Here is a 19,580-nt window from a genome sequence, read left to right on the forward strand (position 1 = left end):
GGGTCGCCACAGCCCCACTCGACGCCGCTCAGCAGGTAGCCCACACTCGGACCCCACCATCCGCCCGGACCTCCCCGGTCACGTCGGCACAGGCCGTCGTCGTGGCCGTGACGCTCCCGGTCGCGTTCCGGGCGGTCACGACGACGCGGAGGCTGACGCCCGCGTCGGGGTTTGCCCGGGAGAGGTCGACAGCCGGTCGTGGCCTCGCGTCCGGCGCGACGGCGTAGGTGCCCTCGTGGACCGTCTCCCCGGTCGCCTCGCAGACGACTCGAACGCGGACCTCGACCGCCTCCTCCCCGGCGTTCCGTAGCAGGACCGGCGTCTCCCGGTCCGGGGCGAACTCGAAGTCGGGTTCCGTGGCCGTCGCTGTCCCCGAGCGCGGTGTGGTCGGGGTAGTCGGCGTCGACGTCGGTGCCGCTGTGTCCGCCGGACATGGCCCCACCGTCGGTGTACTCGCCGCTGCCGTGGCCGTCGGCGTGTCGGTTCCCGCTTCCGGCTCCACGGACGTCACCGTCCTCGTGTCGGTACCCGGTGTCCCGGAGAGACAGCCGGTCGCGAGGAGGCCGAGCGCGACCAGCCCGGCGAGCAGTGTCGACCGTGAACGCATCGTCGGAGATCGGGCGTCGGGGGGAAAACGCCTTTCGGAGGCTCGAAGGAGGACTCGACCGAGTGGGTCCGTCGCCGGGCGGCTCACGGAGCCGGTCGACTCCACTCCGGTCCGGGAGGGGCCGGCGGCTCGTGCGGGCAGTATTTGACGCTACGGGACGTGTCCCCGACCATGACCGAGTGTGCCGAGGAGGGCTGTGACCGGGCCGTCGCCGTTCGGCTCCACGTTCCGTGGGCGGACGACCGGGAGGTCTGTGCGGCTCACGCTCGCGTGCTCGCTCAGCAGGACGGCGTGGTCGCGGAGGTCCTCGAGGGCTCGGACGGGGAGTTCCCCTGATCCCCTACTCCGCCTGGGGGTGGTAGGCCATCATGACCTCGTCGACGTACTCGCCGTCGATCCGGTAGTGGTCCTCGCGGACGGCCTCGGTCTCCCAGCCCCGCTCCGAGAGGAACTCGATGGCGGCCTGGTTGGTCGACGGGACGGTGTTGTAGAGCTTCTCGGTGCCCACGGCCTCGGCGAAGCGTTCGCCGCGTTCGAGGAGCTTCTCGCCGATGCCGTGGCCGCGGTGGTCCCGATGGACCCCCACGGTGAGCGTCGCGGTGTGGGAGAGCGCCTCCTGCTCGGGGTGGTCGAGGTGGACCCACCCGACGACTTCGCCGCCGACGGTGGCGACGAACACCACGCGCGACTGGAGTTCGTTGTGCCGGAGCAGCACCTCCTCGTGGTCGACGACGTCGGCCAGGCTCTCCCCGACGACGTAGCGGTCCTCGGTCAGCGAATCACGGATGACCCGGACGAGTTCCTCCATGTCCTCCTCGCGGGCCTGCCGGATGACGAACCGCACGTCCGTCTCGTAGCTCTCGGTGCCGTCGTCCTCGAAGGCGATCCTGATCTCGTCCTCCTCCCGGTCGCGCTCGAGTATCCCCTCGCGGGCGAGCACGGTGACGTGCGTCCCGAACTCCTCGGGTGCCATCCGGAGGGCCCGCTGTGCCTCCTCGTAGTCGACCGCGCCGTGGCGCTCGACGTAGTCGTAGACCTCCTGCCGTCCCCGGTGTCCGAACTCGAGTTCGTCGGAGAAACGCATGCCACCTGATAGCAGTACCCATTATATAAGGGTTGTTCCCGTTCGAGGGTCGGTTCCCCGGACCGAAACCCGTTCCCGCGGGTGATCGGCCGTCGGCGGACGTCGGGAGACGTTGAGGGGTATCGGTGGTTCTCGATTCCGCCGTGTCTCTACCCGGACGCCTCCTCCCGGCCCGGGACGTGGGTGAGCACCCGGGCCGTCCCGCCCACGTCGTGGGTGTCGATCAGTACCTCCGCCGCGGTCCGGACGCTGTAGTCGGCCTCGATGTCGACCCCGTGACACCGGGCGTACAGCGAGAGCCAGGTGTTCATCGCCGCTTCGAGCCGTTCGAACTCGTCTACCTCGAACCGCACGGGTGGCCCGCCCGTCCGGGCGTCGAGGTAGACCGCGACGGCCTCGCCGAACCCCTCACGGAGGTAGCGCATGGCCTCCTTCTCGGCGGGCGGCTCGGCGGGGGGCGAGAACGCCTCGCGGTCCCGCTCGGCCCGCCGGTGGAGCTCCGCGATGCGGTCAGCGTAGCGGCTCACCTCCCCGCCTCACCCCTCCCTGTACTCGACGCCCTTCCCGCCGCTGGGGTGTGTCCACTTCGTGTCCGCGACGACGGCGCAGGTCCCGCACTCGATGCAGGGCTGGGTGTCGAGGCTGACGACGCGCTCCTCGTGGCCGTTCGTCTTGACCGTCTCCGGGCGGTAACAGCCCCCGCCGTAGTCCATCGAACTCACCGGGCAGGCGGTGACGGCGTCGCCGCTGGCCTCCCAGGAACGGTCCTGGAGTTCGATGTGGGGCTCGCCCACGTCGTAGGTCAGGTCACCGATGCGGTCGCCGAGGCTCGGCGGCTCGACGTCGTTCTCGTGGGTGATCCGTTCGCCGAGCTCCTCCGCGAGGACCGTCGGCAGGGTGACGTACGCCGAACTCGTGTCCGGGAGGACGCTCATCATGAGCGGCGAGTTGTAGAGCCGCTCGACGGTCGAGGAGAGCCTGCGCATCCCCATCCGACCGACCGCGGAGGACGCCACGGTGTCGACGAGGTTCGTCACCCGGTCGTTCTCGGCGGCGGCCCGCGAGGCGCGGTAGAGCGAGGGCCGGAGCTTGGCCATCACGCCCTCGTCTTCGAGCTTCCGCTGGTAGAGCTCGCCGGCACTGTGAGGCCGTCCCCGGCCCTTGGTGGTGATGAACGCCTCCGCGGCGAGCGCCCCCGCGGTCACGGCGTGGTTCATCCCCTTGATGATGGGCCCCTGGGCCTGCATCTGGCCCGCGGCGTCGCCCACGAGGACGAGCCGGTCGCGGTAGGGCGATCGGTGAGCCACCTTCTTCGAGTCGGGGACGAGCTTCGCCGAGTACTCCAGTTCGACGTAGTCGTCGTCGAGCCACTGACCTAACAGGGGATGGGTCAGCAGCGCGTCGAGCAGGTTCGAGACCTCCGCGCGCTCCTCGACGATGCTGTCGAGGTGGAAGACGTTCCCGATCGAGAGCGTGTCCTCGTTCGTGTAGAGGAACCCGCCCCCGCGAACGCCCTGGTAGAGGTCGCCCGAGAAGAGGTGGGCCTCGCCCTCGTCTGGGGCGATGTCGAACCGCTCCTCGATGGCGTCGGCGGGCATGTCGACGACCGCCTTGACGCCCTGGAACCACTCCTCGGGGTCCTCCCAGTCCATGAGACCGGCGTCGCGTGCGAGTTCGGAGTTCACCCCGTCGGCGGCGACGATCAGGTCCGCCGTGATCGGGTCGATCTCGTCGCAGGTCACCCCGACGATCTCGCCCCGCTCGCGCAGGAGACCGTTGACACGGACGTCCGTCAGGAGGCCGCCGCCCGACTCGCGTGCCCGTTCGTGAACCTGCTCTGCGAGCCAGGAGTCCATCTTCCGGCGGAGTACCGCGTCGGCCCACTCCGTGTCGTGGTGGTGCAGGTCGGAGATGTCGACCGTCTTCACCTTGTCCCCCGCGACGTTGTGGATGTAGTTGGCCGTGACCGGTCGCTCCGTGGCCTCCTCGCGGAAGTCGGGGAACAGGTCGTCGATCGTGTACGGCGAGGACTCCTCGGCGTAGATCACGCCCCCCGAGACGTTCTTCGAGCCGGCGTCGACGCCGCGTTCGAGCACGAGCGTCTCGATACCGGAGTCGGCCAGCCGGGCCGCCGCCGCGGCACCGCCCGGCCCGGCCCCGACGACGATCGCCTCGTAGTGCTCGTACTCGTCGAGTTCAGTCATCGGCTCGACCCCCGTCGGCCAGGGCGGCGACGTCCAGTTCCCCGCTCTCGACCGCCCGCGTCAACTCGGGGAGCACCTCGAAGAGGTCGCCCTCGATGAAGTAGTCCGAGAACCCCACGATGTCGGCGTCCGGGTTCGTGTTGATCGAGATGATGAGGTCCGACTCGTCCATCCCGACCTTGTGCTGGACCGCACCGGAGATGCCGACGGCGATGTAGACGTCGGGCTCGACGACCTGCCCGGACTCGCCGATCTGGCGCTCCTCGGCGACGTACCCCTCGACGTGGCCGTCGAACTCGTAGGAGGCGGTGATCACCCCACGCGAGAGTCCGAGGTCGGCCTCGTCGAACGCGTCGACGAGGTCGAGGCCGAGTTCGATCCCCCTCGTCGGGTCGTCGCCGATGCCGCGGCCGAGCGCGACGACCACGTCGTTACCCGAGAGGTCGACGCCGCCGTCGAGCTGATCGAACTCGGTGACCTCGACGCCGAACCACTCGTCGTCCATGGGCATCTCGTGTTCGACCACCTCGCCCTCGCGCTCGGGGTCGGGATCGGGGAGTTCGAAGCTCCCGGGGATGACCGAGGCACCCTGCGGGTGGAACTCCCGGTCGGGCTTGTCGAGACAGAGGATGGTCGAGTACTCGAACCCGGAGAAGTCCGGGCGTTTCATGTGGAGGACGCGCTCGAACGTCCTGTTCGTCCCCGGCTGACCCGTCTTCGCGGGGTTCGAGATCACGGCGCTGGTGATGTACAGGTCCGAACAGTCCGAGGCCAGCCCGGAGTCGAGTTCGGCCTGGACCAGCGCCGAGAGGTCTCGCCCGTTGTTCGTCGCCGGGAACACCGTGTAGCGGGGCTCGTCGTAGTCGCGCCACTCTTCTTCCTCGCGGTCCTCGCGTCCGTAGGGGTGGCCCGGACCGCGGGCGGCATCACAGAAGATCTCCGTGAACGGCTTGTGCCGGAAGCGGTCGAGCCGGTCGTCCTCGACGTACACCGCGACGTCGGCCCCGTACTCGATGGTCTGCTCGGCCAGCCGCTCGGCGTCGTCGTCCATGACGACTGCGACGACCCTCTCGTCGGCGTCGTACTCCTCGTTGTACTCGTCCATCAGCTCGCGGGCCTTCCCGAGCATCTCGAAGGAGACGTCGATGAGCTCGCCCTGCTGGACCTCACAGTAGACCCACATGTCTCGGTAGGTCCCGTCCTCGAGCGCGCGGACGTGCTGTTTGTCCGCGGTCGGGTGGTCGAGGTCGGGGTGGCGCTCCTCGGGGGTCTGGGCCTCCTCCTCTTCGCCCGCCGCATCCTCGTCCTCGTCGCTCCCCTGGACGGAGTCGATGCGCTGGCGGATGAGCCGCTTGACGCTGTCGCGGTCCTCGCCCCCCTCCTCCTGTTCGAGCAGGTCCTCGAGCTCCCCGATCTCGTCGATCGAGCGGACGGCGTTGCCGACGTCGGCGACGCTCATCCCGGCGAGTTCGACGCCGCCCTCGTCGTCGGCCTCCTCGTCCTCGGAGAACTTCTCGATGCGGCTCTCGATGAGGGCGATGGCCCCCTGGCGGTTCTCGCCGCGGTGTTCCCTCTGGAGTATATCCTCGAGTTCGGAGACGTCCTCGATGTCTTTCAGCTCCGGTCCGAGCTCCTGAATCGTGTAATCGTTCGGGTCTAGAGTCATACGTTAGTCGGCGGCGTAGGGGGTGAGTTCCTCGAGCACGTCGTTCATACCGTCCGTGTCCTCGGGCGTGAGCATCGTCGCCTCGCGCTCGGAGGGGGCCTTCGGGATCGGGTCGACCGACTCGACGATCGTCGGCGAGCCGTCCAGCCCCACGAAGTCGGGATCGAGGTTCAGATCGACGTGGTCCCACGTCGTGAGGTGGTCCTCGTAGTTCTCGGCCCGCTCGCGTGCCTCGGCGCGGAGGTCCTTGTGGCGGAGTCGGTTGCCCGCCGTCCGGTAGGAGGGCTCGAACTCGGGGTCGGCGACGACGAACGCAGGGAGGTCGGTCTCGACCGTCTCGACCTCCTCGACGTCGCCCTCGACGAGCCGCTTCGCGCGGAGGGTCCCCGCCTCCTCGTCGATGTCCATGGCGATGACGTGGGTGACCATCGGCATATCGAGACACCAGCAGGCCTGCGGGCCGGTGTGGCCGGTCTCCCCGTCCGCGGTTTTGAAGCCGGCGAACACGAGGTCCGGCCGCTCCTCGAACTGGGAGAGCCCCGAGGACAGGGTGATGGCGGTCGCCCACGTATCCGCCGCCGCGAACTCGCGGTCCGAGAGGATGTAGAGGTCGTCGGCGTACACCGACTCCATCGCCTCCTGGAGGACCTCCTTGTAGCCCGGCGGGCCCATGCTCATCACGCTCATCCGCCCGCCGTGACGGACCTTGGTCTGGAGGGCCGCCCGGAGGGCGTGCCTGTCGTTCGGGTTCATCACCGTCGGGGTCTCCCCGCGCTTCAGGTGCCCGTCCTCGTCGAAGGAGACCTGCCCCTCGCGGAAGTCGGGAACACCTTTGGTTAGTACCACTGTGTGCATTGATGCCGTCTACCACTTCTCCGGACCTCATGCGTAATAGGTCTTAGTATTGTAGTGTGTCAACCCGGAGCGACAAACCGCGGGACGCCGCCCCGACGCGCCGGGGCTCACCGGGCACCGGCGCTGACCGGGCGCTATCCGGCGGGAACGGTTACCGAGGATCCGATCGTTCGGATGTGAGCGCGCCGATCAGGTCCGATCCGAGCGGCCGGGATCGACGTCGATGGCGTCGACCGGGCAGACGTCGACACAGAGCATACAGTCGATACACTGGGGCTCGTTGGCGGGATCGGCCTTGATCTCGCTCTCGGGGTGGCCCGGCGAGTCGACCCACTCGAACACGTCGACGGGACAGTCCTCGAGACAGGCACCGTCGGCGATGCAGATGTCGAAGTCGACGGCGACGTGGGTCCCGTGGATGCCGAGCTGCTCGGGCTCGTCGACCGGCCCCCATACCTTGTGCCCGTTGTGCTCGTCCACCTGCTCCCGGTTCTGCTCGAACTGTGGGTCAATGGCCATGAGCTACGTTCACGAACTCCGCACTTATAATTGGCGTCGAATCCGTTCGCCGTATCCGACCTCGCGTCGGCCTGCCGTCCACGACCCCCGTCTCCGAGTGGTTCCCGGTGGCTACTGGTCACGGGGTGCCGACGCCGTCGCCGACGGGGGTTCATAGGTGAGATACGTTTGTTGGGCTGCAGCGAAAATACGTTCCCGGTTAGTAAACCTTAACACGGCAAAGAGGTAATCTACCGACCATGAAGCGGTCCAACGAGTACTGGTGGCCGAACCGGTTGAACCTGGATATCCTCGATCACAACGACAGCCAGCGGGACCCGCGCGGTCCCGACTTCGACTACGCCGAGGAGTTCCGGAAACTCGACCTCGACGAGGTGAAGGCGGACATCGAGGACGTACTGACCACGTCCCAGGAGTGGTGGCCGGCCGACTACGGCCACTACGGGCCGTTGATGATCCGGATGGCGTGGCACAGCGCCGGGACGTACCGCGTCTCCGACGGCCGCGGTGGTGCCTCCCGCGGCGGCCAGCGGTTCGCCCCCCTCAACAGCTGGCCCGACAACGCGAACCTCGACAAGGCGCGACGGCTGCTCTGGCCGGTCAAGCAAAAGTACGGCCGCAAGCTCTCGTGGGCCGACCTGCTGGTCCTCACGGGTAACGTCGCCCTGGAGTCGATGGGGTTCGAGACGTTCGGCTTCGGCGGCGGGCGCGAGGACGCCTTCCGACCACACGAGGCCGTCGACTGGGGCCCCGAGGACGAGATGGAGGTCTCCTCCCCCGAGCGCTTCGACGAGGAGGGCGACCTCGAGAACCCGTTCGGTAACACCGTCATGGGACTCATCTACGTCAACCCGGAGGGCCCGAACGGCGAGCCGGACCTCGAGGGATCGGCGCACAACATCCGCGAGACGTTCAGCCACATGGCGATGAACGACGAGGAGACGGTCGCGCTCATCGCCGGCGGCCACACGTTCGGGAAGGTCCACGGTGCCGACGACCCCGACGCGCTCGGTCCGGAGCCCGAGGCCGCCCCCATCGAGTCACAGGGGTTCGGCTGGGAGAGCGACCACGAGTCCGGCAAGGGGGCGGACACGATCACCAGCGGCATCGAGGGACCGTGGACCCAGGCACCGATCAGCTGGGACATGGGCTACCTCGACAACCTCCTCGACTACGAGTGGGAGAAGGAACGGGGCCCCGGCGGCGCGTGGCAGTGGAAGCCGGCGGGCGAGAGCGGCGAGGAGCTCGAGGGAAGCGTGCCCGACGCACACGACCCGGAGAAGAACAACACTCCCATGATGCTGACGACGGACGTCGCACTGAAGCACGACGAGGACTACCTCGAGGTCCTCGAGCGCTTCCAGGAGGACCCCGAGCTGTTCCGGGAGGCGTTCGCGAAGGCGTGGTACAAGCTGATCCACCGCGACATGGGCCCGCCCTCGCGGCTCCTCGGCCCCGAGGTCCCCGACGAGGAGATGCTCTGGCAGGACCCCATCCCCGACGCCGACTACGACCTGATCGGCGACGAGGAGGCCGACCAGCTGAAGGAGGAGATCCTCGGTACCGACCTCACCGTCCCTCAACTGGTCAGGACCGCCTGGGCGTCGGCGTCGACGTTCCGCAAGAGCGACAAGCGCGGCGGCGCGAACGGCGCGCGGATCCGCCTCCGGCCCCAGCGCGACTGGGAGGTGAACAACCCCGAGGAGCTCGCGACCGTCCTCGACACCCTCGAAGGGATCCGCGAGGAGTTCAACGGCTCGCGCTCCGACGGGACGAGGGTGTCGCTCGCCGACCTGATCGTCCTGGGTGGTAACGCGGCCGTCGAGAAAGCGGCGGCCGACGCCGGCCACGACGTCGAGGTGCCGTTCGAGCCCGGTCGAACGGACGCCTCGCAGGAGCAGACCGACGTCGAGTCGTTCGAGGTGCTCGAACCGGAGGCCGACGGGTTCCGGAACTACGTGAGCGACGAGGCCGAGCGCCCGGCCGAGGAGATCCTGGTCGACCGCTCGGAGCTCCTTGACCTGACCGCACCCGAGATGACGGTCCTGGTCGGCGGCATGCGCGCGCTGGACGCGAACTACGACGGGTCCGACCTCGGCGTCTTCACCGACCAGCCGGGGACGCTGACCAACGACTTCTTCGTGAACCTGCTCGGCATGGAGTCCGAGTGGGAGGAGTCCTCGGAGGACGAGAACGTCTACGAGGCCTACGACCGCGAGACGGGCGAGGTCGTCCGGAAGGGCACCCGCGTCGACCTCGTCTTCGGGGCGAACGCGGAGCTCCGCGCCATCGCGGAGGTGTACGGGAGCACCGACGAGGAGGAGAAGTTCGTCGGCGACTTCGTGGACGCCTGGACGAAGGTGATGCGCCTCGATCGGTTCGACCTCGACGACTGAGAACGCGTCCCTGTCTTCTCCGTCTTCTCGTTTCCCCGATCCGACTCCGGTCGCGTCACTCCCCGGTATCGGATTCGGATTCGAGTTCTTCGGTCCGGGCCTTCGCGTCGGTCTCGCGGACCCGGACCCCCTTGCCGGCGAGGTGTCGCATCCGCTGTCGGGCGAAGTCCTCCTCGCGACTCCCGCGCGTCGCCAGCACGTACATCCGTGCCCGGCCCACGGGGCGCATGGTCCGACCGGCCCGCTGTGCGCCCTGCCGGCGCGAGCCGCCGAGCCCGGAGGCGGCGATGGCGAGTTCGGCGTTCGGCAGGTCGATCCCCTCGTCGCCGACCCGCGAGACCACCAGCACGTCCCGGGGACCCTGCCGGAACTCGCGGAACAGCTGGCGACGGCGGGCGTGTGGCGTCTCGCCGCTGACGAACGGCACGCCGAGCGTCTCGGCCAGCCGGTCGCCCTGCTCGATGAACTCGACGAACACCAGCGCCTTCTCGCCGGGATGGGCCCGAAGGATCTCCCGTACCTCGTCCGCCTTCGCCGGATTCATCGCCGCGAGCTGGCGCTTCTCGTGGCCCTCGGCGCTCCCGTACTCGTTTCTGTGCATCTCGGAACCCCACGGGACGAGCCGGATCTCCACCTCCGGCTCGGCGACGTAGCCCGCGTCGAACAGCGCCTCCCAGTCCGTGCCGATGGGCGGCCCGATGAGCGTGAATATCTCCCGCTCCTTGTCGTCCTCCCGAACTGGCGTCGAACTGAGCCCGAGCCGGTGTTTGGTCTGGAGGTCCGCGCTCCGCCGGTGGATCGGGCTCGGGATGTGGTGGACCTCGTCGTAGACGACGAGCCCCCACCGGCGTTCGTCGAACAGCATCCGGTGGCGGTCCATCCCGGCGGTCTGGTAGGTGGCGACCGTCACCGGCCGGATGTTCTTCTCGCCGCCGTGGTAGAGGCCGATCTGCTCCGGCGTGAGGCTGGTGCGTGCGAGCATCTCCTCGCGCCACTGCTCGGCGAGCTCGCGCGAGGGGACGAGCACCAGCGTCTCGCCGCCGATGGCGGCCATCACGCCGAGCGCCGCGATCGTCTTGCCCGACCCCGGCGGGCCCACCAGGACGCCCGACATCGCCTCGACGAACCGGCTCACCCAGTCGTTCTGGTACGGCCGGAGATCCAGTTCGAGGTCGACCTCGAGGGCGTCGCCCTCGTCGAGGTTCCGGTCGTCCTGGACGGGGTAGCCCGCCTCGTAGAGGGTGCGCTTGAGCTCCGCCGTCCTCGATTCGGCGACCCACGCCTCCGTGTCGGAGATCCGGGCGCGGAGGACGCCCGCGTCGAGCTTGGGCTCGGCGACGTTCCCCATGAGGTCGGCGCTCTGGGCCTCGAGGACGACGTACCCCTCGTCGTGGCTGTAGAGCCGGAACTTCCGGGCCCGCTCCCACTGGTCGCGGACCCACCCCTCCAGGTCGTCGTACCGGCCGCCGAGCGCCTGGCGCATCGTCCGTTCGAGCCCCTCGAACGTCTCGTGCGGCGCCCCCCAGACGTCGGCCTCGCGGACGCGGTAGAGGTAGCCCTCCTCGCGATTCGTATCGACGAGGTGGGCGAACTGGGAGAGCTGGGCGCGGGTGAACTGGGACGGGCGATCGACGACGGCCTCCCGGCGGCGCGGGAACACCACGACGCGCTCTCGGTCCTGCGTCTCCTTCCAGTCGGCCGGGTACCAGACCACGGGATCGGTCTCGACGTCGAGCGACTCGACGCGCCCCTCCTCGGCGAGTTCCGAGAGCGCGGCGTGGGCCTCGGCCTGCGTGCAGCCGAGCGCCGCCGCGACCGCCGTCGCCGTCACCAGCGGCCGTGACTGCCCCTCGAGTACGTCGTAGAACTCGTCGATGGCGAGAGTCGGGTCCTCCGCGTTCCCGGACTCGGCTCGGCCCCCGCCGGTCGCCCCGTCTGTGCGGTCGCCCCCGGCCCCCGAAGACTCGTCTGCGTTCGTCACTGTCCCGGTGTAGGCGGGCGACGGACAAAAGGTGCGTGAGTCCGGGCCGCGGGCGTTCGGTCAGTCCCGCCGACGGTCGAGCGGCGATCCGTCGGCGGACGGGGGCTCCTCGTCGGCTCCCTCGTCTCCGAGCGCCTCGGCGAGACGGGCCTCCGGGGTGCCCTCCCGTGCGGCGAGGAGCAAGCGCGCGACGAGACCGACGGAGACCAGGAGGACGCCGACGGCGAACGCCACCTCGACCGCACCCCAGAGGCCCGTGTGGGTCCCGGTGTGGAGGGGAACCAGCGATCCCGCGTCCGTCATCGCCCACACGTACGGACCTGTCGCTGATAAGCGGTCCGAAGGCGAGAGCGTCGACGTTCGCGGTCGAGATCCGCCGCCGAACGAGGAGCGGAACCCCCGGACGGGGACGCGGGGGGTTTTTGTGCATCCTCACGCTGTCCGTGACTGTGCCTCGTAACCGGCGTCCGTGGATCGCACTGCTCGGGTGTTTCTGCATGGGTGCCGGGTTCAACACGTACCTCATCGCCCCCGCGAGCATCATCCCGCTGTTCGCCGAGTCGTTCGGCATCGACAAGACGGCCGCGGGACTGAGCATCAGCGTCTTCTTCCTGAGCTGGGGGATCGCCAACCTCCCCGGCGGGCTCGTCATGGACCGCCGCGACAACCGACACCTGGTCCTCGGTGGGACGGTCGTCTTCGTCGCCGCCTGCGTCGCCACCGCGCTCGCGCCGAACTACACCGTCTTCCTCGCCGCACGCCTGGTCGGCGGCGCCACGGGGGCGTTCCTCTGGACGGCCAACGCCAACGTCGTGAGCCGCGTCTTCCCGGAGGAACGCCTCGCGCTCGGGACCAGCCTGTTCGTCGCCTCGGGGCCGGTCGGGCAGGCGATCGCGCAGTTCCTCGGGCCGATCCTGGCGAACGCGGCCGGGTGGCGGACGCTGTTCTTCGTCTACCCGACGCTGGCGATAGTCGGGGTTCCGATCCTCTACTTCGCCGTCCGCGATCCCGTCCGGAGCGACGAGGCCGTCTCGCTGGCGCAGTTCGGACGGACGTTCCGGAACCCCACGATCCTGGCCGTCTCGCTGGCGTCGGCGTGCTCGTTCGCGCTGTTCCTCTTCTTCAACTCCTGGATGCCGACGTACGCCACGGAGGAGCTGGGTATCAGCATCGCCGCAGCCGGTAGCGCGGCGGCGCTCGTGCCCTTCGCCGGGATCGTCGCGCGACCCGGCGGCGGCTGGATCTCCGACCGGATCGAAGCCCGTCGCCGCCCGGTCATCGTGGCCTCGTTCGTCCTCTCGTTGCCCCTCATCGTCGCGATCTCCGTCGCCACCTCGCCGCTCGCGTTCGCGGCGCTGATGCTGCTCACGGGCGCGAGCATCCAGCTCGCCATCGGCGTCTACTACGTCTACGCGAGCGAACTCGCCGAGCCCGGGACGCGCGGGACCTGCCTCGCGATGGTCACCTCGATGTCCACGTTCGGGGCGCTCGTCGCGCCGGCCGTCGGCGGCTGGCTCATCGGGAACGTCTCCTGGACCGCGGGGTACGCGTTCGCGGTCCTGGTCGGCCTCGCCGGTATCGGCCTCGCGCTCGCGACCCCAGAGTCCTGAACTGACATCCTGGACCGCAGTCCCGATCGTGCCGACGTCGCCCGTTCCCCTGGTGGCTCCCCGAACGCGACACTGCGTTTCGCCGTCGTCGTCGATCCCCCGGCTGCGATCCCTCTCCACCCCCGGTCTCGGTCGTCGCTGGAGTCTCGACGGAGCCGGAACGTTCAACTGCACCCACCCCCCGGCGTCGGTATGGTCCCCGATCCCTCCACGGAGACCGAGCCGGGCGGTCGTCGGTCGTTTCGATCCCGGCGGTCGGTGCTCGCGACGGGAGCAACGACGGTCGGAGCCGGCCTCGCCGGCTGCTCGTCGCTCGCGAGCAGACGCCTGTCGAGTAGCGTCGAACACGGTGACGACGGCGAGATGAGCGTGGTCTACACCGCCGGTAGCTCGGAGGTGGTGACCGCGACGTTCGTCGTCTCGGACGTCGTCGACGGCCGGGCACGGTTCCGGTCGCACCTCTCCCAGAAGCTCTCGGGGGTCGAGCGCTACCGGCTGCGGTTCAGGCCGATCGTGGACGGTTCGGTCCCGGACTTCACCGTCGCGCTCGAACGTCCCGGCGGCTACCCGTTCCCGCAGTACCGGTTCCAGTCGGGCGAGGGGTTCGGCTGGACGCTGTTCGCAGTCCCCGACCTGGACACTCAGTCGCCGGGATCGTTCACCGTCGACTTTCGGTTCGACCTGTCCGACGACGCGGAGCGCCTCGGCGTGCAGGTCGATCTCCGGGCGACCCTCGACGCCGGGCTCGACCCCCGGAAGTACGTCGCTGAGGCGCTGTTGACGGTCCACGAGCCCGGACCCGACGAGGGGTAGTCCGGCGGGCGATGCGTCGGGTGTCGGGTATCGGGCGTTACTCCCCCCGGAGTTCGCGCATGTGGTCGATCCGCCGCTGGAGGAGCTCCGAGGTACCGATGTCGTGGCGGACGCGGAGCCCCTCCTCGCCGGCCTCGTCGATGGCCGCCTCGGCGAGCTCCTCGGCCTCTCGAATGCTGTCGGCGACGCCGACCACGGCGAACGACCGCGAGGTGGTCGTGTAGATACCGTCCTCCCGGGCGTCGACGCTGGCGTAGAACAGGAGCGCGCCCGCCTCCTCGGCCGACGCCTCGTCGATGGCGACCCGAGTTCCGCCCGCGGGGTCCGTCGGATACCCCGCGGGGACGGCGTACTTGCAGACGGTGGCCCGGGCCTCGAAGGTGAGCTCCGGTAACGGGTCGCCGTCGCGGGCCGCCCGCAGGACCGAGACGAGATCCGTCTCGAGGACCGGGAGGGTGTTCATCGCCTCGGGGTCGCCGAAGCGGGCGTTGAACTCGACGACCTTCGGGCCGTCGGCGGTGAGCATGAACTGGCCGTAGAGGATCCCCTTGTAGCCGGAGAGCGCGTCGACGAGCGCCTCGAGTATCGACACGGCCTCGTCGTAGTCCTCCTCGCGCATGAACGGGAGTTCGAAGCGAGCGTCGCTGTACGACCCCATCCCGCCCGTGTTGGGCCCTTCGTCGCCCTCGTAGGCGCGCTTGTGGTCCTGGATCGCCGGCGAGACGCGCAGTTCGCCGTTCGCGACGAACGCCTGGACGGTGAACTCCTCGCCGACGAGGCGCTCCTCGACGACCCAGTCGTCGTAGCCGGACTCGCGGACGTAGTCGGCGGCCTCGGCCTTCGTCACCTGATCGCCGGTGACCCTGACGCCCTTGCCCCCGGTGAGCCCCCGGGGCTTGACCGCGACGTCGTCCTCCGCGGACTCGACGAACTCGGCCGCCGACTCGGGGTCGGTGAACGTCTCGAACGTCGGGGTTCCCGGGACGTCGTTCTCCGCCATGAACTCCCGCAGGAACGCCTTGTCCGTCTCGATGCGTGCCTCCTCCGCGCGCGGACCGAACGCGTAGACCCCTGCCTCGTCGAGCGCGTCGGCGACACCGGCCTGCAGGGGTGCCTCGGGACCGACGACGGCGAGGGTCGCACCGACCCGCTCGGCGCAGTCGACGACCGCCTCGGGGTCGGTCTCCTCGAGCGTCTCGCTTCCCTCGGCGACCGCCGCGATGCCGGGGTTCCGGTTCGACGCACAGGCGTAGAGGGTCGCGTTCTCGCTCTCTCCGACCGCGCGGGCGATAGCGTGCTCGCGGCCCCCCCCGCCGACCAGCAGCACCGTCTCCTCGGTGTCGGTCATGCGCGAGTGGCGGCCTGCGTCCCGCCTAAAGGTTGCCTTCCGGGTCGCCGTCTTTCCTCTCCTCACCGTAGGTTCAAGTGAGGTGACGGGACCACCGACGCCGTGACCTGACTGCCGCCGCGAGGGGCTCGCGGGAGCGCGACACGACCCCTCGCGCGTCGACGGCGGGTGTCGCCTGTCCGCTCCTCCCGATCACGACGTCGGCTCGTCCCCGGCACCGGACGGCTCGTCCGGCGCGTCGATCGCGCCGTTGAGCACCTTCGCCGCCGTCAGCACGGGGTCCCACACCGGGGAGAACGGCGGTGCGTAGGCGAGGTCGTACCGCTCGAGGTTGGCGACGGTGGCGTGCTCGTGGAGCGCCGCCACCACCGTGTCGATCCGCTTGCCCGCGCGGTCGGTCCCGACGGTCGAGGCCCCGAGGAGCCGGCCGGTCGAGCGACAGCCGACCAGCCGGACGGTGATCGGGGCCGCGCCCGGATAGTACCCCGAGCGCGACCGGCTGGAGATCGTCTTCGAGACAGGGTCGAATCCGTACTCGCGGGCCTCGTCGAGATCGGTGATCCCCGTCCGCGCGACTTCGAGGTCGACGACCTTCGTGATGGCCGTCCGCGCGACCGGGCCGCCCTCGGTGGGCTTGCCGGCGACCGTCTGTCCCACCGCGCGGCCGTGCCGGTTCGCCGTCAGTGCTAACGGTACGTAGTCGACCTCGTCGGTGACGACGTTCCGGACCTCCGCACAGTCCCCGGCCGCGTAGACGTCCGGGGCGCTCGTCCGGTGGTACCCGTCGGTGGCGATGGCACCCGTCTCGCCGATCTCGATGCCGGCGTCCTCGGCCAGGGTAGTGCGAGGACGCACGCCGGTCCCGAGTATCACCATGTCGACCTCCGTCCGACCACTCTCGGCGACGATCGCGTGAGCGTCGCCCGAGCCGTCTCCTTCGATGCGCTCTACGCCCGCGTCGAGGTGGAGTTCGACCCCCTCCTCGCGGAGGTGGTCCTGGACGATCTCGGCGATCCCCTCGTCGTACGCCGAGAGGACGTGCGAGGAGCGCTGAAACAGGTGGACGTGCGTGCCGCGTGACCGGAGCACGTCGGCCATCTCGAGGCCGATGTAGCCCCCGCCGACCACGGCCACGGTGGTCGGATCGCGCTCCCGGAGGAACCCGACCACCTCGCCGTCGGAAGCACCCACGACGTCCTCGGTCACCCCGTCGCCCTCGACGGCCTCGCGGATGGCGTCGGCGTCGTCGAGCGAGTTCAGCGTGAACACGCAGTCGAGGTCGACTCCCTCGACCGACGGGAGGGTCGGTTCGGCTCCGGTGGCGAGCAGCAGGTGGTCGTACGGCTGTTCGAAGCTCCCCTCCTCGTTGCGGATCGTGACGACGCGTTCGTCGGTGTCGACGTCGGTCACCTCGTGCCACCGCCGGAGGTCCAGTCCCCGTTCCTCGACGGCCTCCTCGGCCGTCACCGAGACGAGATCCTCGAGGCGGTCGACGCTCCCCTCGACGTAGTAGGGCATCCCGCAAGCGCCGTAGGAGACCCACTCGCCCCGCTCGAGGACGATCACGTCGAGTGACGGGTCGTCGCGCTTGGCCTTGCTCGCGGCGCTCATCCCGGCCGCGTCGCCGCCCACGACGACGAACGTCTCGGACATGACGCCACCTGGGACGGCGGGGGACTTCAACGGTTCCCGCGCGTGCGGCGGGACCGCCCCGGGGTCGCGCCTTCAGCGACCGTTCACTGGATGTAGGAGGGCTCCTCCGCGTCGCAGTTCTCCTCGTGCTGCTGGGCGTCCTCGCGCACGTCGAACATGAGCCCGCACTCCTCACAGCGGTACCACGTCGTCTCGTCACGCTCGGTAACGGCGACCATATCACGGATCCGTCGTCCGACGGCAAAGGCGTTTCTCACACCGCCCGCTCCGGTTACCGACGGTCGCGCCGGTGCGCCCCGGAACACGTATGGGCGGGCCGGCACCTACACCGGACCATGAGTACGGGGGACCGCTCGGTGACGCTCACGGTACAGGGTGCCCAGAAGCGGGACGCGGGTCGCGGCGTCGCCCGCCTCGCCGAGGGCGCACGCCGCGAACTGGGCGTCCTCAGCGGGGATACGGTCGTCATCGAGGGCGAGCGCCCCACCGTGGCGAAGGTGTGGCCGGCCCGCGACGGCGAGGGGACCGTCCGGGTCGACGCCGACACGCGATCGAACGCCCGCGTCACGATCGGCGACACGGTGACGGTCCGGCCGATCAGCGTCGCCGACGCCGCGGAGGTCCGGGTCGACGTCCCGGTGTCGGTCCCCGACGACGACCTCCGCCGTGCGGTGGTCCGTGACCTGCTGGATCGGCCACTCAGGGAGGGCGAGACCGTCCGACTGGAACGCCTCGGCGTGCGCGCGACCGTCACCGCCACCGATCCGGAGGGCACCGTCCGAGTGACCGAACGGACCGAGGTCTCCGTCGTCGGGCAGGGGAACGGGACGGGAGCGGACGGACGCAGCGGGGCGGACGCGGGGAGCCACGGATCCGAGTCCACGGCCACCCGGGAGACGACGGGAGGTGGAACCGACGCCGACGCCGACGCCGACGCGACGGTCACGGGCGGCCCGTCCGCGGCGGAGGCCGAATACGGAGTGAGCTACGAGGACATCGGCGGGCTCGACGAGGAGCTCGAACTCGTCCGCGAGATGATCGAACTCCCGCTGACGGAGCCGGACCTGTTCGCCCGGCTGGGGATCGATCCCCCGCGGGGCGTGCTGATGCACGGCCCGCCCGGGACGGGGAAGACGCTCATCGCCCGCGCGGTCGCCAACGAGGTCGACGCCCACTTCGAGGTTATCAATGGCCCCGAGATCGTCTCGAAGTACAAGGGCGACTCCGAACAGGAGCTCCGCGAGCGCTTCGAGGTCGCGGCGGCCAACCAGCCGGCCATCGTCTTCATCGACGAACTCGACTCCATCGGCGGCGCGCGCGACGACGAGGCCGACATGGAGAACCGGCTTGTCGCCCAGCTGTTGACGCTGCTCGACGGGCTCGAGGACCGCGGACAGGTCGTCGTCATCGGCGCGACCAACCGGGTCGACAGCATCGACCCCGCGCTCCGCCGTGGCGGTCGGTTCGACCGCGAGATCGAGATCGGCGCGCCCGGCGAGGCCGGTCGCCGGGAGATACTCGACGTCCACACGCGGGGAATGCCGCTGGCCGAGGACGTCGACCTCGATCGGTTCGCCGGCCGGACCCACGGGTTCGTCGGCGCGGACCTCGAATCGCTCGTCAAGGAGGCGGCGATGGCGGCCCTGCGCGACCGCGCGAACCGCGAGGAGCTCGTGGTCACGTCGGCGGACTTCGAGACGGCGATGGGGTCGGTCGAGCCCTCGGCGATGCGCGAGTACGTCGCGGAGGCCCCGACGGCGACGTTCGCCGACGTGGGCGGGCTGGAGGAGGCAAAACAGACGCTCACGGAGGCGGTGATGTGGCCGCTCCAGTTCGAGCGGCTGTTCGAAGTGACCAACACGGACCCGCCGAGCGGCGTCCTCCTCTACGGTCCACCCGGAACGGGAAAGACGCTCCTGGCGCGGGCGCTCGCCGGCGAGAGCGAGGTGAACTTCATCCACGTCGACGGCCCCGAGATCCTCGACCGCTACGTCGGCGAGTCGGAGAAGGCGGTGCGAAAGCTGTTCGACCGGGCCCGCCAGGCCTCGCCGAGCATCGTCTTCCTCGACGAGATCGACGCCGTCGCCGGCCGCCGCGGCGAGAACCACGAGGTTACCGAACGGGTCGTCTCGCAACTCCTCACCGAACTCGACGGTCTGGAGTCGAACCCGAACGTCGTCGCGCTCGCGGCGACCAACCGACGGGAGGCGCTCGACCCCGCGCTCCTGCGCCCGGGTCGGCTCGAATCGCACGTCGAGGTCCCCCTCCCCGACGAGGCGGCACGACTGGCGATACTCGAAGTCCACGCCCACGAGAAGCCGCTCGGCGAGGATGTCGACCTCGACGCGCTCGCCGCGGAGACCGAGGGTTACTCGGGCGCGGAGCTGGAGGCGCTGGTCCGCGAGGCGTCGATGCGGGCCATCCGCGAGTTCGCCCGCGAGGTCGGCCCTGCGGAGGCTAACGAGCGCGCCGAGGAGGTCAGCGTGACGGGAGCCCACTTCGACGCGGCGATGCGAAGCGTCGAGCGGAACCGGACCGAGTGAGTGGCCGGCGGTGGCGACCGCGACGGTCTTTTGTCCCGTCCGTCCCTCAACGGACCATGAGCGAGGACGAGCCCGACGACGAGGAGGGTGCAGAGCCCGGCGGGATCGACGAGCGTATCCGCCGCGTCGAGGCCATCGTCCGCGCGCTGGAGGCCGACGAGGTCGACCCCGGGGAGCGTGCCGACCGCATCGCCGAGGGGAAGGCGCTCGTGGCCGAACTCGAACGTGACCTCGAGGCGATCGAGGGCGAGGAGGATGAGGCGGCGAGCGGGGATGACGCGGAGGAGTAGGACCTCCACGA

General features: G+C 69.8%; 18 protein-coding genes. 6 read left to right on the plus strand and 12 right to left on the minus strand.

The window, feature by feature from the left end:
- Positions 1-28: 28 nt before the first annotated feature.
- Positions 29-607: a hypothetical protein gene (locus WDJ58_RS13645; RefSeq protein WP_338913816.1), complete on the minus strand. Its 579-nt coding sequence runs from the start codon at positions 605-607 to the stop codon at positions 29-31.
- Between the two features lie 171 nt (positions 608-778).
- Here WDJ58_RS13645 and WDJ58_RS13650 point away from each other — a divergent pair, with 171 nt between their 5' ends.
- Complete coding sequence (locus WDJ58_RS13650) at positions 779-943, plus strand: hypothetical protein (RefSeq protein WP_338913817.1); 165 nt, start codon at positions 779-781, stop codon at positions 941-943.
- A gap of 4 nt (positions 944-947) precedes the next feature.
- On the opposite strand, the gene WDJ58_RS13655 is transcribed toward WDJ58_RS13650, so the two are convergent.
- The 6 genes from WDJ58_RS13655 to WDJ58_RS13680 all read right to left on the minus strand — a co-directional run bounded on the left by WDJ58_RS13655 (position 948) and on the right by WDJ58_RS13680 (position 6,935).
- A complete protein-coding gene (locus WDJ58_RS13655; protein WP_338913818.1) occupies positions 948-1,691 on the minus strand; it encodes a GNAT family N-acetyltransferase in 744 nt (247 codons plus the stop codon).
- 149 nt (positions 1,692-1,840) lie between these two features.
- Positions 1,841-2,218 (minus strand): hypothetical protein, encoded by a 378-nt coding sequence (locus WDJ58_RS13660; protein WP_338913819.1) that lies wholly within the window; start codon positions 2,216-2,218, stop codon positions 1,841-1,843.
- A gap of 9 nt (positions 2,219-2,227) precedes the next feature.
- The gene (locus WDJ58_RS13665; RefSeq protein ID WP_338913820.1) at positions 2,228-3,895 is read right to left on the minus strand and encodes an FAD-dependent monooxygenase; all 1,668 of its coding nucleotides are present in this window, start codon (positions 3,893-3,895) and stop codon (positions 2,228-2,230) included.
- Complete coding sequence (locus WDJ58_RS13670) at positions 3,888-5,561, minus strand: electron transfer flavoprotein subunit alpha/FixB family protein (RefSeq protein WP_338913821.1); 1,674 nt, start codon at positions 5,559-5,561, stop codon at positions 3,888-3,890. Before WDJ58_RS13670 ends, WDJ58_RS13665 begins: the two co-directional genes overlap by 8 nt.
- 3 nt (positions 5,562-5,564) lie before the next feature.
- Entirely contained in the window at positions 5,565-6,416 is an 852-nt protein-coding gene (locus WDJ58_RS13675) for an electron transfer flavoprotein subunit beta/FixA family protein (RefSeq protein WP_338913822.1), read from the minus strand.
- A 189-nt stretch (positions 6,417-6,605) separates the two neighbouring features.
- Positions 6,606-6,935, minus strand: a complete 330-nt coding sequence (locus WDJ58_RS13680; RefSeq protein ID WP_338913823.1) for a 4Fe-4S dicluster domain-containing protein — start codon at positions 6,933-6,935, stop codon at positions 6,606-6,608.
- 239 nt (positions 6,936-7,174) lie between these two features.
- Between WDJ58_RS13680 and katG the strand changes: the two genes are divergently transcribed.
- A complete protein-coding gene (gene katG / locus WDJ58_RS13685; protein WP_338913824.1) occupies positions 7,175-9,331 on the plus strand; it encodes a catalase/peroxidase HPI in 2,157 nt (718 codons plus the stop codon).
- Between the two features lie 55 nt (positions 9,332-9,386).
- Here katG and WDJ58_RS13690 read toward each other — a convergent pair whose 3' ends face one another.
- The gene (locus WDJ58_RS13690) at positions 9,387-11,207 is read right to left on the minus strand and encodes a DEAD/DEAH box helicase (protein WP_338917860.1); all 1,821 of its coding nucleotides are present in this window, start codon (positions 11,205-11,207) and stop codon (positions 9,387-9,389) included.
- Between the two features lie 165 nt (positions 11,208-11,372).
- Positions 11,373-11,615, minus strand: a complete 243-nt coding sequence (locus WDJ58_RS13695) for a hypothetical protein (protein ID WP_338913825.1) — start codon at positions 11,613-11,615, stop codon at positions 11,373-11,375.
- A gap of 146 nt (positions 11,616-11,761) precedes the next feature.
- Between WDJ58_RS13695 and WDJ58_RS13700 the strand changes: the two genes are divergently transcribed.
- Positions 11,762-12,922 carry an MFS transporter gene (locus WDJ58_RS13700; RefSeq protein WP_338913826.1) on the plus strand — a complete coding sequence of 387 codons (1,161 nt, stop codon included), beginning with the start codon at positions 11,762-11,764 and terminating at the stop codon, positions 12,920-12,922.
- 192 nt (positions 12,923-13,114) lie between these two features.
- The gene (locus tag WDJ58_RS13705; protein WP_338913827.1) at positions 13,115-13,735 is read left to right on the plus strand and encodes a hypothetical protein; all 621 of its coding nucleotides are present in this window, start codon (positions 13,115-13,117) and stop codon (positions 13,733-13,735) included.
- Positions 13,736-13,772: 37 nt separating this feature from the next.
- On the opposite strand, the gene purD is transcribed toward WDJ58_RS13705, so the two are convergent.
- The 3 genes from purD to WDJ58_RS13720 all read right to left on the minus strand — a co-directional run bounded on the left by purD (position 13,773) and on the right by WDJ58_RS13720 (position 16,954).
- Positions 13,773-15,083 carry a phosphoribosylamine--glycine ligase gene (gene purD / locus WDJ58_RS13710; RefSeq protein ID WP_338913828.1) on the minus strand — a complete coding sequence of 437 codons (1,311 nt, stop codon included), beginning with the start codon at positions 15,081-15,083 and terminating at the stop codon, positions 13,773-13,775.
- 192 nt (positions 15,084-15,275) lie between these two features.
- Entirely contained in the window at positions 15,276-16,736 is a 1,461-nt protein-coding gene (locus WDJ58_RS13715) for an FAD-dependent oxidoreductase (RefSeq protein WP_338913829.1), read from the minus strand.
- A gap of 83 nt (positions 16,737-16,819) precedes the next feature.
- A complete protein-coding gene (locus tag WDJ58_RS13720; protein ID WP_338913830.1) occupies positions 16,820-16,954 on the minus strand; it encodes a DUF7128 family protein in 135 nt (44 codons plus the stop codon).
- A gap of 117 nt (positions 16,955-17,071) precedes the next feature.
- Here WDJ58_RS13720 and WDJ58_RS13725 point away from each other — a divergent pair, with 117 nt between their 5' ends.
- Both WDJ58_RS13725 and WDJ58_RS13730 read left to right on the plus strand, forming a co-directional pair.
- Positions 17,072-19,279: an AAA family ATPase gene (locus tag WDJ58_RS13725; protein ID WP_338913831.1), complete on the plus strand. Its 2,208-nt coding sequence runs from the start codon at positions 17,072-17,074 to the stop codon at positions 19,277-19,279.
- A 56-nt stretch (positions 19,280-19,335) separates the two neighbouring features.
- Positions 19,336-19,569, plus strand: a complete 234-nt coding sequence (locus WDJ58_RS13730; RefSeq protein WP_338913832.1) for a hypothetical protein — start codon at positions 19,336-19,338, stop codon at positions 19,567-19,569.
- Positions 19,570-19,580 lie beyond the last annotated feature (11 nt).

This window comes from Salinirubellus litoreus (genome assembly GCF_037335815.1).
Lineage (GTDB): Archaea > Halobacteriota > Halobacteria > Halobacteriales > Haloarculaceae > Salinirubellus > Salinirubellus litoreus.